Origin of the sequence: Dactylosporangium sp. NPDC048998 (assembly GCF_043197855.1) — a bacterium.
Classification (GTDB): domain Bacteria; phylum Actinomycetota; class Actinomycetes; order Mycobacteriales; family Micromonosporaceae; genus Dactylosporangium.
Genome location: NZ_JBICTV010000006.1, coordinates 269211 through 282586, shown reverse-complemented (window position 1 = coordinate 282586; position 13376 = coordinate 269211). Strand labels below are relative to the sequence as shown.

Annotated in this window: 9 protein-coding genes; 4 read left to right on the top strand and 5 right to left on the bottom strand. The window is 73.4% G+C overall.

Going from position 1 to position 13376, the window contains the following annotated elements; translation table 11 throughout:
* Positions 1–15: 15 nt before the first annotated feature.
* The 3 genes from ACGFI8_RS18035 to ACGFI8_RS18025 all read right to left on the bottom strand — a co-directional run bounded on the left by ACGFI8_RS18035 (position 16) and on the right by ACGFI8_RS18025 (position 3908).
* Positions 16–240 carry a hypothetical protein gene (locus tag ACGFI8_RS18035; protein ID WP_392806098.1) on the bottom strand — a complete coding sequence of 75 codons (225 nt, stop codon included), beginning with the start codon at positions 238–240 and terminating at the stop codon, positions 16–18.
* A 70-nt stretch (positions 241–310) separates the two neighbouring features.
* Positions 311–2458 (bottom strand): VWA domain-containing protein, encoded by a 2148-nt coding sequence (locus ACGFI8_RS18030; RefSeq protein ID WP_392806095.1) that lies wholly within the window; start codon positions 2456–2458, stop codon positions 311–313.
* Positions 2459–2465: 7 nt separating this feature from the next.
* A complete protein-coding gene (locus ACGFI8_RS18025; protein ID WP_392806411.1) occupies positions 2466–3908 on the bottom strand; it encodes a type IV pilus biogenesis/stability protein PilW in 1443 nt (480 codons plus the stop codon).
* Between the two features lie 8 nt (positions 3909–3916).
* On the opposite strand from ACGFI8_RS18025, the gene ACGFI8_RS18020 reads away from it, so the two are divergent.
* On the top strand, positions 3917–5248 hold the full coding sequence (locus ACGFI8_RS18020; RefSeq protein ID WP_392806398.1) for an Hsp70 family protein: 1332 nt from the start codon (positions 3917–3919) through the stop codon (positions 5246–5248).
* Between the two features lie 60 nt (positions 5249–5308).
* Here the strand turns inward: ACGFI8_RS18020 and ACGFI8_RS18015 are convergent, their stop codons facing one another.
* On the bottom strand, positions 5309–6703 hold the full coding sequence (locus ACGFI8_RS18015; RefSeq protein ID WP_392806093.1) for a serine hydrolase domain-containing protein: 1395 nt from the start codon (positions 6701–6703) through the stop codon (positions 5309–5311).
* Between the two features lie 158 nt (positions 6704–6861).
* Between ACGFI8_RS18015 and ACGFI8_RS18010 the strand changes: the two genes are divergently transcribed.
* From ACGFI8_RS18010 to ACGFI8_RS18000, 3 genes are read left to right on the top strand one after another with little or no spacing between them, the layout of a single operon-like run.
* Positions 6862–8832, top strand: coding sequence for an APC family permease (locus ACGFI8_RS18010; protein ID WP_392806091.1), 1971 nt, complete (start codon positions 6862–6864; stop codon positions 8830–8832).
* Positions 8829–10199, top strand: coding sequence for an ATP-binding protein (locus ACGFI8_RS18005; protein WP_392806088.1), 1371 nt, complete (start codon positions 8829–8831; stop codon positions 10197–10199). Before ACGFI8_RS18010 ends, ACGFI8_RS18005 begins: the two co-directional genes overlap by 4 nt.
* Before the next feature lie 13 nt (positions 10200–10212).
* Positions 10213–10917, top strand: a complete 705-nt coding sequence (locus ACGFI8_RS18000) for a response regulator (RefSeq protein WP_392806085.1) — start codon at positions 10213–10215, stop codon at positions 10915–10917.
* Here ACGFI8_RS18000 and ACGFI8_RS17995 read toward each other — a convergent pair.
* Positions 10886–13375 (bottom strand): ATP-binding protein, encoded by a 2490-nt coding sequence (locus ACGFI8_RS17995; protein ID WP_392806082.1) that lies wholly within the window; start codon positions 13373–13375, stop codon positions 10886–10888. The genes ACGFI8_RS18000 and ACGFI8_RS17995 overlap by 32 nt on opposite strands.
* Position 13376: the final 1 nt, after the last annotated feature.

Sequence of the window (13376 nt, the reverse complement as noted above, 5' to 3'; positions counted from 1 at the left end):
CGGCAGCGAGGCCTGTCAATACCGTCCCCGGCCGCCGGGCCCCTTGGCGTACAGCATGTACAGCGCCGGCCCGATGGGGAACGACAGCACGATGATCAGCGCCCACGTGTTGCGGTCGAAGTAGCGCAACTCCCGGTCGCCGGTCCGGGCGAGATCGGCCAGGCACCGCCGATCGAACCAGACCACCACCCCCGCGAGCGCGACCACGGTGATCAGGACGACCGTCAGGCTGTTGTTCATCGCCACCTCCGCTGCAAACTTTGTACCTCAGCGAGCGCGAGCGAGCCAGGGCCCGACATCGTAATCGACGTCAACCGGTGTTCTTTGCGTAGCCTCCGCGGGCGCGGCCGAACGAACTCATCGTGTACATCGTGAATTGGCCCGTCACGTCACTGAGCATCTGTACCCGGCCCAGGTTGCCGGCCAGGGACAGAAACTTGGTCAGAGTCACCTGGTCGTCGCGGAACTGAGGCAGCGGCACCAAGTGATGCACGGCTTTCAGGCTGCCGATGTGCCGATTGATGCGGGCGGTGGCGGACGCCCGGTCATTGGCGTAGAGGTCGTCGAGCGCGGCAAAGGTCACCTCGCTGGTCCACAGGCCGATGCCATGGGCCAGGACGGTCTCGGCGGACAGCCCACCGGTGCCTGTCAGCGGCAGCGTATGGGTGACGGGCTCGTGGGCGACGGTGTCGGCGTACTGGACGGTCGCGGTGCCGAGGGACTGGTCGCGGCCGGGCGGGAGCTGCACCTCCAGCACGACCCAGTAGGTTTCGCCGAACGCGAGGTCCGGGGCGAAGATGCGCACGCCGCCCGGGGTGTCGATGATGTGCTCAATCGGCCGCACACCGTGCCGTTGGTGGGCGAGGTCGCGCAGCTCGTCGGCTTCCCGCAGGATCGCTTCGCGGGCGGCGGGCTCGTCGACGAGATCATGGCCGTAGAGCCGCCAGAGCACGACGTCGGGCTCGAGGTCGATGCGCAGTTGCAGGTTCATGGCGGCAAGCCGGTCGCGGCGCTGCAGATCGTCGGCGAGGGTGAGCCGGATGTCCATCGGGTCCGTCACGAACGTCGAGTGACCGCCGGTCAGACCGGCCAGCGCGTCGAGTTCGCCCGTCCGCGCGTCGGAGCCGAAGCCGAAACACGACAAGGTGATGTCGCCGCGCAGCAGTTCGGCGGCGTTGCGGCGGATGTTGATCCAGTTCGACTCGCCGGAGTTCGGCTCGCCGTCGGAGAACAAGTAGACGCAGTTGACCATGGATGGTGCGCCGTCGTCGTGGCGGCGAATTTCCGCGATGCCGTACTGCAGGCCGAGGTTGAGGTCGGTACCGCCGCCGGCCCGCAGGGCCCCGACCGTCGCCGCCAGGTCGTCCGCGGAGAGGTCGGCGCGGCGGATGGACGGCAGGACGGTCTGCACGCCGGTATCGAACGCGACGATGCCGAGGACGTCGTCGGGGCTCAGCTTGCGGTACAACTCGCGGACGGCGACCTTGACGGTGTCGAGCTTGGCGCCGCTCATCGAGCCGCTCACGTCGACCACGAACACGAAGTTGACCGGCACCGGCGAGGCCGCCGCCCGGTGCGCCGGAGCGGACGGCGCGGCGCGCAAGGCGATCTCGATGAAGTGCGTGGTGGCCGGCTCGGCCTTGGCGTCGCCGACGACCGCCGCGGCGCCGAAACTGACGGCGAGTGCTCTGCCGGGCGGTGGGAGCGGCACGGCGTCGGTGTCGGACACGAAGTCGTCGAAGCGGATCTGACTCTGCTCGATCAGCACGCCGTTGTCGATGAGGTCGCGAATACCGACCGCGGAACGGGTGCCGAAGGCGTTGTTCCGCCGGACGAACAGCCCGTCGTGTGGCAGAGGCCCGTCCCGCTTCGCCCGTTCGGGCGACCCTCCCGGGGCGCTGCGCTCCAGACGGAGCCGTGCGGTGGCCCGCTCCATTCCCATGTCGTCGTCGTAGAAGCGGCCGAGGGAATCCTCGTCGTCGGCGGCGCCGGCCCGCCGGGCGGAATACATTTGACGCTCTACCTCGTGCTGCTCGAGCCGGAACTGCGGCCGGTGGGTGTGAGCGTCGGGGAGGCCGGCAGCCGGCGGCCTCAGCGGGCCGCAGAGCCGGTCGAGCGTCTCGTTGCGGGAGAGCTTGCCGAACGGCACCAGGATGTCGACGCCGTCATCAAACCATCGGCGGATGAGGCGCCGCACGTCATCGGAGCGTACCTCCCCCACCCGAGGGTCTAGGTCGACCACGACAGCGGCGAACGGGCCTCCCTCGACCCCCCACAGGATCTCCAGGCGCGATACCTCGCCGTCGGCGGGGATGCGCAGCACCGCCTGGCGGGCGATGGGCAGTCCACTGGTGTTCGCGCGGTCGCTGCCGCGGCGCAGCGCCGCGGTCTCCTCGGCGGCTGTCGCGCCTGCGGATAGCAGTACCAGGACCAGGACACCGTTGCGATCGTCGGGCATGCGCTTGTCACCTACTCGGGTTGGTCGGTTGCGGCGCACTCAGCCTCGCCGGCATCGGGCAGGTTCCGTCGAGCTCCGCCGCAGTGGTGACGCCTGGGCGGAATTGGTTTCCGGCTCTGAGGCAGTCAAGCCAGCCGTCGAGCGCCCTGTCGACGCCGCGCATCGAGTCGGCCAGTTGCCGCGCGCGCTCCCGGTCGCCGCGGCGCGGGCTGAGGATCAGCAACCGGATCTTCAGCGCCGCGCCGGGAACGTACTGCGGCTCCCGCTTGAGCGCCTCATCGGCGTAGGCGATGGCGACCGGCAGGTTGCCGCGTGCGGCCGCGATGCGTGCCCGCCAATACCAGACCGGCGCCTCCTCGTGCCCCGCGCGGAAGAGCCGGGCCAGTTCGTGTTCGGCGGCGTCCAGGGAGCCGCGGTCGATCAGCCGCTCGATGTCGCCGGCCTCGGAAGCGGCGTCCGTCGCCGCAACGGTTCTCGGCTCCCGGTGCGGGCCGATGAGAACCAGCACGACAACGGCGAAGCAGAGCAAGAGCCCGACCAGGATCAGGAACGTCACCGGCCCCGCGTCGGCGACGAGGCCGGCGAACACGCCGACGACCGCCACGGCGAACGTGAGGATCACAACCGCGGCGAACAGCGTAGTGGCCTGGCTCGACGACAATGTCCGGAACGCGCGCCGCCGCACCAACTGCCGGACGAAGTCGCGATAGACGAGCAGCACGACCCCGAGCCCCAACCCCCCGATACCGGCGACAGCGCCGACCACCTGGAGTACTTCGGCCATGCCGTGTAATGGACCACAGATCGCACCGGCATGACATTGGGCATTCGGCTGATGGCATTCCGCGACAACGCTGGCGTGTCGACGGGGCGCCAGGACAGGGTTAGGTCTCGGGTTGGGGTGCGCTACTGCGCTTCGGCGGCCGTCGCAGCCTATCGCGCGTAGGCCGAAGTGGACGTTGTCCGGGCACCGGAGACGGCCTCGAGTGATTTGCCGCTGGGTGCCCTTGGCGGGCGTCGGCGCCGACTGGGCGCGGGTCACCGCGACGGGGACCAGGGCGGCTGCTGGGCACAACAGTCGATAGCATGGCCCGTCGTGGACGGATGGCGGCTCGCGATCGACTACGGCTCCTCGCACACGGTGGCGGTCCTCGAACGCCCGGACGGCGGGGTGCGCCCCCTGACCTTCGACGGCTCGCCGCTGCTGCAGTCCGCCGTCTACGCCGAGCCCGGCGGCGCGCTGCTGACGGGCTCCGACGCGGTCGCCGCAGCCCAGGCCGACCCGGCCCGGTTCGAGCCGCACCCCAAGCGGCAGATCGACGCGGGCGCGGTGCTGCTCGGCGACCGGGAGGTGCCGGTCGCCGACATGATCACGGCGACGCTGCGCCGGGTCGCCGAGGAGGCGGCCCGGGTGACCGGCGGCGCCGGCACCGAGACGGTGCTCACCCATCCCGCCGGCTGGGGCCCGCGCGCCGGGCGACGCTGCGCAGCGCCGCCCACGACGCCGGGTTCGCCGCACCGGCGATGCTGGCCGAGCCGGTCGCGGCCGCCAGGTACCACCTCGACGCGGTCACGCCGCCCGGCGCGCCGGCGGTCGTCTTCGACCTCGGCGGCGGCACGTTCGACGTGTGCCTGGTCCGCAGCGGCGGCGAGGAGTTCGAGATCCTGGCCAGCGACGGGCTGGCCGACCTGGGCGGGGTCGACCTGGACGCGATCGTCGTCGACCTCGTCGCGGAGTCCGCGAAGGCCGCCGACCCCGAGGCGTGGGCGCGCCTGCTGGCACCGTCGACGCCGCCGGAGCGCCGGCACTTCCGCGCCCTGTGGGACCGCGCCCGGCAGGCCAAGGAGAGCCTGTCCCGGCGGTCGTCGGTGACCGTCGCGGTGCCGCTGCTGGATCGCGAGGCACCGGTGACCCGCGAGCAGTTCGAACGCGCCGCCGCGCCGATGCTGAGCCTCGCCGTCGACCAGACCCTCGGCCTGCTACGGCGGGCCGGCCTGGACCCCGCCGCGCTGGGCGGCATCTTCCTGGTCGGTGGCGCCACCCGGACCCCGCTCGTCGGCACGTTGCTCCACCGAGCGACGGGCCGGCCCCCGACCGTGCTGGACCAGCCCGAACTGGTCGTGGCGGAGGGAGCGCTGCGGACCGGTCCGCGTCCCGCGGCCGCTCCGCCGGATATTGAACAGCCGTCCCCCGAGCAGGCGCCGTGGCTGTCGGCACAGCCGGCTTCGTCGCAGGGGGAGGACGGGGCGAGACCTGAGGGCGCGCCGGTGCAGGTCCGGTGGCAGAGGTCACGCGGGCGGGCGCTCGCCGGTGCCGCCTTCTGGGCCGCGTTCGTCGTGTGCGGCCTGTGGTACGCCATCGCGAACAGCGGGACGCTGGACCAGCAGACGACGGCAGCCAAGGTCATCGGCATCGGACTGCTGGTCGCGTGCTTCGTGTTCTCGATGGGCGACCTGGCCCGGGCGGCGGCCCCCGACACCCTCGTCGTCGACGGCGACGGCATCCACCTCCAGCGCCTGCGCCCCGGGCGCGGCATCCAGCGCCTCAGCCTGCCGTGGGCGCAGATCGCCGAGGCGTCCGTGGCGCAGGTCGACATGCTGCCGCACCTGGTGGTACGCACCAAGGCCGGTCCGGTCGACGGCGCGGCACTGACCGGCACGCGCTACCGCACGGACGTCTCCGGGTTCGCACTGTGCCGGCTCACCGAGGTCGGCGCCCCGGCGGAGGATCTCCGCAAGGCCCTCGCCGCGTTCAGCGGCGAAACACCCGGCGATACGCCGCCGGCCTGACGCCGGTCGTGCCGGACGAAGCGAGCCGCGCAGCCGACCCGACCGGAGCTGAACCGAGTGTCAGGCGATGGCGTCGGCGAGGACGTTCGCGATCGCCACCCGCGTCGGATCGGGGTTGGCCCAGCTCCAGTTCGGGTGGGCGCGGTTGGTCAGCAGCACGAGCACGAGCCGGCGGCGCGGCTCCACGACCAGCTCGCAGCCGGTGAAACCGGTGTGACCGAACGTGCGCGGCGACGCGAGCCGGCCCATGAACCACGGCTGGTCGAGCTCCAGACCCAGCCCGTGGGTGGCGGTGCGGTTCGGCCGGTCGACGTCGGTGGCGGGCAGCCCGGCGTTGTAGTTGGCGAGCATCCGCTGGACGGTCGCCTCGGAGATGATCCGCTTGCCGTTGGCCTGCCCGCCGCCGAGCAGCATCCGGCCGATCACGGCCAGGTCCGCCGCGGTAGTGAACATCCCGGCCGACCCCGCCACGCCGCCGAGCACGTTGCAGATGTCGTCGTGGACGATACCGCGCAGCAGCCCGCGGGACGTTCGGGCGTCGGTGGCCACGAGCCGGTTGGCCTTGTCGGCCGCGCTGAGCCACCCGAGCGGCTTGAACCCGGTGTCGCGCAGCCCCAGCGGCCCGGTGATCTCGGACTTGACCTGCTGGTCGAGGGGTTTGCCGGTGAGCTTCTCCAGGATCTGCTGGGTGAGCAGCAGGCCCAGGCTGGTGTACCGGAAGAGGCTGCCCGGCGCCACCCCGTCCGCCAGCGGCGTCGACAGGATGTACGCCCACCGCGCCGCGACGTCGGGCTTCTTCGACGTCTCCGGGATCGACGGCCCGACCGGCAGGCCGCTGGTGTGGGTGAGCAGCATCCGCACCGTGACCGCGGACTTGCCCGGCCCGTCGAACGCCGGCAGGTACTGCGCCACCGGTGCGCCGAGGTCCAGCTTCCCCCGGTCGACCTGCTGCATCGCCAGGATCGTGGTGTACACCTTGGTCACCGACGCGACATCGAAGATCGAGTCGGGCCGCATGAGCACCCGCGAACTCTCCGCCAGTTCGACCGGGCCCGAGCCGTAGCGCAGCGCATAGCCCACCGAGGCGTGCGTGGTGACCTTGCCGTCGACGTCCACCAGCACCACGGCGCCGGCGTAGCCCGGGTGCTTCGGGTTGTCGGCCGTCGGCACGAGGTACCGCTTCATGGTCTCGACGAGCTTGGCGCTGTACGGCGCCGCGAGCACCTGCTGCCCCGCCGCCGACGGGCTGGCGCTCGCCGCCCCGAGCGCCGCGGCCCCCTCGTCGCCGGCGACCGCCGGCTCCCCCGCGGCCGGGGCCGAGTCCGTGTCCGAGCCCGACGGTCCACCCGTCGCGGTGGTCCCGGGGTCGCTGCCGCACCCGGCGAGCGCGGCGACGGAGGCGGCGAACCCGGCGCCGAGCACGCCGCGCCGGCCGAGGTGACGATCAAGGGGCATGCGCGACATTCTCACACCTCCGGGTGCTGCCGGAAGACCCGTAACGGGCCGTCCGGCACCGCCACCCGTATCAAGAACGCGTCAAGATCCGGCCGATCGGCGCTAAGGACGCATATGCACCGCGGCCGGGGCCGCCGCCGAGGGGGTTGGATGGCGGCGTGGTCACCTGGCTCAAGCGGCTGGTGGTCGGGCGGCCGCTCCGCAGCGACCGGCTCGGCGAGACGCTGCTGCCCAAGCGGCTCGCGCTGCCGATCTTCGCCAGTGACCCGCTGTCGTCCGTGGCGTACGCGACGCAGGAGATCCTGCTCGTGCTCGCGATCGGCGGGCTGGCCTACCTCTACCTCACCCCCTGGATCGCGCTCGCCGTCTCGGTGCTGCTGGCCGTCGTGACGCTGTCCTACCGGCAGGTCGTGCGGGCGTACCCCAGCGGCGGCGGCTCCTACGAGGTCGCCTCGCGCAACCTCGGGCGCTCCGCCGGCCTGGTCGTCGCCGCGGCCCTGCTGGTGGACTACGTGATGACGGTCGCGGTGTCGGTGGCGGCCGGCGTGGACAACATCATCTCCGCGGCGCCCGGGCTGAACCCGTACCGGGTCGGGCTGAACCTGCTGTTCGTGGCGGCGCTGACCGCGATGAACCTGCGCGGCGTGCGCGAGTCGGGGCGGGCGTTCGCGGTACCGACGTACCTGTTCATCGCCGGCGTGCTGGCGATGGTCGTCGCCGGGCTCGCCGAGGCCGCGCTCGGGCACCGCCCGGTCGCAGAGTCGGCGGGCTGGCAGGTGAGCGCCCAGCACGCCGGGCTGACCGGGCTCGCGGTGCTGCTGCTCGCGCTGCGCGCGTTCGCCTCCGGCTGCACCGCGCTCACCGGCGTCGAGGCGATCTCCAACGGCGTGCCCGCGTTCCGGCCGCCGAAGAGCGAGAACGCCGCCCGGACCCTCGCGGCGATGGGCACGCTGGCGATCACCATGTTCGCCGGGCTGACCGCGGTCGCGCTGATCGCCCGCGTGCACGTGGCGGAGAACACCTGCGACCTGGCCGGCTTCCCCGGCGACTGCGCCACCGGCGCGCAGCGCACCGTCATCGCGCAGGTCGCCGCCGCGGTGTTCGGCGGGCCGCACTCGATCGGCTTCTACTTCGTGCAGGCGACCACAGCGCTGATCCTCATCCTCGCCGCGAACACCGCGTTCAACGGCTTCCCGCTGCTCGGCGCGATCCTCGCCGAGGAGCGGTTCCTGCCGCGGCAGCTGCACACCCGCGGCGACCGGCTCGCCTACTCCAACGGGATCCTGCTGCTGGCGCTGGTGGCGGGCGCGCTGATCTGGGCGTTCGAGGGCTCGGTGACGCGGCTGATCCAGCTGTACATCCTGGGGGTCTTCACCTCCTTCACGCTCAGCCAGGCGGGCATGGTCCGGCACTGGAACCAGCTGCTGGAGCACGAGCGGGACCCGGTCGCGCGCCGCCGGCTGCACCGCGCCCGGGCGATCAACGGCCTCGGCGCGCTCTGCACCGCCGTGGTGCTCGTGGTCGTCCTCGCCACCAAGTTCACCCACGGCGCATACCTCGTGGTCATCGCGATGCCGCTGCTGTACCTCATGATGAGCGCGATCCGCCGGCACTACGACCACGTGAGCGCCGAGCTGGAGCCGGAGCCGCACGGCGAGGTGCTGCCCGCCCGGGTGCACGCGGTCGTCCTCGTCTCCCGCCTGCACCGCCCGGCGCTGCGGGCGCTCGCCTTCGCCCGGGCCGCCCGGCCGGACTCGCTGACCGCGGTGACCGTGGCCACGTCGCCAGACGAGGCGCGGGCGCTGCAGGCCCGCTGGGCGGAGCGCGGCATCCCGGTGCCGCTGGCCGTGCTCGACTCGCCGTACCGGGAGATCACCGGCCCGGTGCTGGAGTACGTCCACGAGCTGCGCGAAGGCGCGCCGCGCGACGCGGTGGCCGTGTACATCCCGGAGTACGTGGTGGGTCACTGGTGGGAGAACCTGCTGCACAACCAGAGCGCGCTGCGGCTCAAGGCGCGGCTGCTCTTCCAGCCCCAGGTGATGGTGATCAGCGTGCCGTGGCAGCTGCGCTCCAGCGCGGGTCACTCCAGGGCCGACACGGAGTCACTCGCTGCGACAATGACGAGGTGAGCGTCGATCACCCCGGCGGCCGGGCGCGGCGCACCCGCACGGGCCTGCTCGTGGCGGCGGCCGGGCTGGCCGCGGCCACCGGCGTGCTGGAGCCGCTGCGCGGGCACCTGTCGCTGGCGTCGGTGACGCTGCTGTTCCTGGTGCCGGTGGCCGTCACGGCGGTCGCGGGCGGGCTGTGGCCCGCGCTCGGCGCCGCCGTGGCCGCCGACGCGCTGGTCAACTTCTTCTTTGTCCCGCCGTACCGCACCCTGCGCGTCGGCAGCGCCGACAACGTGATCGTGCTGGTGGTGTACGTGCTGGTCGCCGCGGCGGTGGCGGTCGCCATGGACGTGGTGGCCCGTCAGCGCGCCGCGGTCGCCCGCCGCGAGGTCGAGTCGTGGCTGCTGGCCCAGATCGGCGCCGCGCCCGCGGCCGGCGACGCGCTGGCCGGGATCCTGGCGCAGGTCCGCGACGCCTACCGGATGGACGCGGTCGCGCTCGTCGACCACGGCGAACGGGTGGCGGCCGTCGGCGAGGTGCCCGGCGGCGATCCCGCGCTCAGCGTCGAGGCCGCCGCGGGGGTACGCCTGGACGCCTGGGGCCCCGCGGTGTTCGCCGAGGACCGCCGCACCCTGGGCCGGCTCGCCGCCGCGGCCGCCCGCCTGCACGAGCGGCAGCACCTCGCCGACGAGGCGGCGCGGGCCCGCGAGCTGGCCGAGGTGGACCGGCTGCGCACCGCGCTGCTCGACGCGGTCAGCCACGACCTGCGCACCCCGCTGGCCGGGATCAAGGCGGCCGCCTCCAGCCTGCGCCAGCACGACGTCCACTGGACCGCCCAGGACCGCGACGACCTGCTCGAGACCGTCGAGGACGCCACCGACCGGATGACCGCGCTGGTGGAAAACCTGCTGTCGCTGAGCCGGCTGCGGGCCGGGGTGCTGTCGGCCACCCCGGAGCCGACCGCGCTGGACGCCGTCGTCGCCGAGGTGATGCTGCACCTGCCCGACCCCGATCACGTGCGGGACCGGGTGGCGGTGGAGGTCCCCGACGACCTGCCGCTCGCGCTGGCCGACCCGGGGCTGCTGGAGCGGGTGGTGGCCAACCTGCTCGCCAACGCGCTGGCCGCCGCGCCGCGGGTGCGCATCACGGGCGAGCCGGCCGGCGGGCGGGTCCGGCTGCTCGTCGCCGACGACGGCCCGGGCGTGCCGGCCGCCGACCGGCCCGGGATGTTCGAGCCGTTCCAGCGCCGCGGCGACCACGGCGGGCAGGGCCTCGGGCTGGGCCTCGCGATCGTGCGCGGCTTCACCGAGGCGATGGGCGGGACGGTGACCCCCTCGGAGAGCCCGGGCGGCGGCCTGACGATGACGGTCGAGCTACCGGTAGCGTGAACGGGAAGCGACAATGACGAAAGTACTGATCGTCGACGACGACGAACCCCTGCTGCGCGCGCTGCGGCTCAACTTCGCCGCGCGCGGCTACCAGGTGCAGACGGCCACGAGCGCCGCCGCCGGCCTCGCCGCGGCCGCGCACCGCCCGCCGGACCTCGTCGTGGTCGACCTCGGCCTGCCCGACATGGACGGTCTGAGCGTGGTGACGGGCATCCGGGGGTACAGCACCGTACCGATCATCGTGCTGTCCGCCCGGCACGGCGGCCCGTCGAAGGTGGCCGCCCTCGACGCCGGCGCCGACGACTACGTCACCAAGCCGTTCGGCATGGACGAGCTGCTGGCCCGCATGCGCGCCGCGCTGCGCCGGGCCGCGCCCGCGCCGGCCGCCCCCGTCGTCGAGGGGTCGTCGTTCCGCCTCGACCTGTCCACGAAACAGGCGACCGGCCCGGACGGCGCGCCCGTGCGGCTCACCCCGACGGAGTGGCACCTGCTCGAGGTCCTCGTCCGGCACGCGGGGAAGCTGGTCGAGCACCGGCAGTTGCTGCGCGAGGTGTGGGGCCCGCGGTACGAGACGGAGACCAACTACCTGCGGGTGCACTTCGCGAACCTGCGCCGCAAGCTGGAGGCCGACCCGTCACGGCCGCGCCACCTCATCACCGAGCCCGGCATCGGCTACCGGCTGCAGGTCACGCCCGGGGAAGGGTCAGCGTCATCGTGAGGCCGCCGCCCGGGGTGGGCTCCGGGACCAGGGTGCCGCCCATGGCCTCGGCCAGGCCGCGGGACAGGGCCAGGCCCAGGCCCACGCCGGTGGCGTTGTCGCGGTCGCCGAGGCGCTGAAAGGGCTGGAAGACCCGGTCGTGGTCCTCGGCCGGGATGCCGGGGCCGTGGTCGACGACGCGGATGTCGACCAGGCCGGCGTGCTCGCTCGCGCCGATCGTCGGCGGTTGGTCCGGCGGGCTGTAGCGCAGCGCGTTGCCGAGCAGGTTGACCAGGATCCGCTCCAGCAGGGCCGGGTCGGCGAGCACCTCGGGCAGCTCCTCGGGCACGCTGACGACGACCGCCGCGTCGAGGTCGTCGGCGGCGCGGGGCAGCGCGTCGGCCAGGTCGACCGCCTGCAGCGTCAGGGCGAGGGCGCCGGCCTGCAGGCGGGACATGTCCAGCAGGTTCTCCACGAGCCGGGTGAGCTTGTCCAGCGACTCCTCCGCGGTGGCCAGCAGCTCGGCCTCGTCCTCGGCGCAGAAGTGCACGTCGGGGCTGCGCAGGCTGCCGACCGCGGCCTTGGCGGAGGCGAGCGGGGTGCGCAGGTCGTGGCTGACCGCGGACAGCAGCGCGGTGCGCAGCCGGTCGACCTCCGCGAGGGTGCCGGCCGCGGCGGCCCGCTCGGCGAGGCGCTGCTGGCGCAGGGCGATCGCGGCGTGCGCGGCGAACGCCTCGACGAGCCGGCGGGCCTCGGCCGGCAGCGGGTGGCCGCGCAGCACCAGCGACACGTTTTCCTCGACCGGCACCTCGGTCTCGCCGTCGGCCGGGGTCATGCACGGCGTGCCGCCGACCGAGGCTGCGGGCCGCCACGGGTCGTGCTCCGAGTCGCGCTCCAGCAGCGTGACGCAGGTGAGGCCGAACGACTCGCGGACCCGCTCCAGCAGCGCGGCGAGGGGGTTGTCGCCGTGCAGGACGCTGCCGGCGAGGGTGGACAGGGTCTGTGCCTCGGCGGAGGCGCGGGCGGCGTCGCGGGCGCGGCGGGCGGCACGGTCGACGACGCTGGCCACGGCGACGGCGACGAAGACGAACGCGACGAGGGCGAAGACGTTCTCGCGTTCGGCGATGGTGAACTGGTCCAGCGGGGGCGTGAAGTACCAGTTGAGCAGCAGGAAGCCGCCGATGGCGCAGATCAGGGCGGGCAGCAGGCCGCCGACGAGCGCGGTGGCGACGGCGAGGACGAGGTAGGCGAGGATGTCGCTGGGCAGCGCCATGTCGGCGCGCGCGGCGTCGAGCCCGAGGGTCAGGGTGGGCAGGCCGGCCAGGGCGAGGGCGAGGCCGGCCAGGCGGCGCTCGGGGGTCAGGGCGGCGGTGCGCCGGGACCGCCACGCGAACCGGCGGGCCTGCTCGTGGGTGACGAGGTGGACGTCGATGGAGCCGGATTCGGCGGTGGTGGTGACGCCGACGCCGGGTGAGAGGATCTGGGCGAGGCGGCCGCGGCGGCTGGCGCCGAGGACCAGCTGGGTGGCGTTGACGCCGCGGGCGAAGTCCAGCAGGGCGCGCGGCACGTCGGCGCCGAGGACCTGGTGGTAGGTGCCGCCGAGGCTCTCCACGAGCAGCCGTTGGCGGGTGAGGTTGGCGGGATCGGCGCCGGCGAGGCCGTCGCCGCGCACGACGTGCACGGCGAGGAGGTCGGCGCCTTTGGTGCGGGCGGCGACGCGGGCGGCGCGGCGGATGAGGGTGTCGCCCTCGGGGCCGCCGGTGAGGGCGACGACGACGCGTTCGCGGGTCTCCCAGGTCTTGTCGATGTCGTGGGCGGCGCGGTAGCGGTCGAGCTGTTCGTCGACCTTGTCGGCCAGCCAGAGCAGGGCGAGTTCGCGCAGGGCGGTGAGGTTGCCGACGCGGAAGTAGTTGCCCAGCGCGGCGTCGATCTTCTCGGGCCGGTAGACGTTGCCGTGGGCCATGCGCCGGCGCAGGGCTTCGGGGGTCATGTCGACGAGCTCGATCTGCTCGGCGCGGCGCACGACGGCGTCGGGGACGGTCTCGCGCTGGGGGACGCCGGTGATGCGTTCGACGACGTCGTTGAGCGACTCCAGGTGCTGGATGTTGACGGTGGTGAGCACGTCGATGCCGGCGTCGAGGAGCACGTCGACGTCCCGCCAGCGCTTGGCGTGCTCGCTGCCGGGCACGTTGGTGTGCGCGAGCTCGTCGACCAGCGCCACCTCGGGGCGGCGGGCGAGCAGCGCGTCGAGGTCGAGTTCGGTGAAGGCGGCGCCGCGGTAGGTCAGGTCCCGGCGGGGTACGACCTCGAGGCCGTCGAGCATGGCCTGGGTGAAGGGGCGGCCGTGGGTCTCGACGAACCCGACAACCACGTCGGTGCCCCGGTCGAGGCGGCGGCGCCCCTCCTCCAGCATCTTGTAGGTCTTGCCGACGCCGGGCGCCGCGCCCAGGTAGACCCGCAGCGTCCCGCGCGTCGTCATG

Coding starts and splice junctions, on each gene's coding strand:
- ACGFI8_RS18035 (WP_392806098.1), bottom strand. CDS start 240: ATGAACAACAGCCTGACGGTCGTCCTGATCACCGTGGTCGCGCTCGCG.
- ACGFI8_RS18030 (WP_392806095.1), bottom strand. CDS start 2,458: ATGCCCGACGATCGCAACGGTGTCCTGGTCCTGGTACTGCTATCCGCA.
- ACGFI8_RS18025 (WP_392806411.1), bottom strand. CDS start 3,908: ATGGGTGAGCACCGTCTCGGTGCCGGCGCCGCCGGTCACCCGGGCCGC.
- ACGFI8_RS18015 (WP_392806093.1), bottom strand. CDS start 6,703: ATGCCCCTTGATCGTCACCTCGGCCGGCGCGGCGTGCTCGGCGCCGGG.
- ACGFI8_RS18000 (WP_392806085.1), top strand. CDS start 10,213: ATGACGAAAGTACTGATCGTCGACGACGACGAACCCCTGCTGCGCGCG.
- ACGFI8_RS17995 (WP_392806082.1), bottom strand. CDS start 13,375: ATGACGACGCGCGGGACGCTGCGGGTCTACCTGGGCGCGGCGCCCGGC.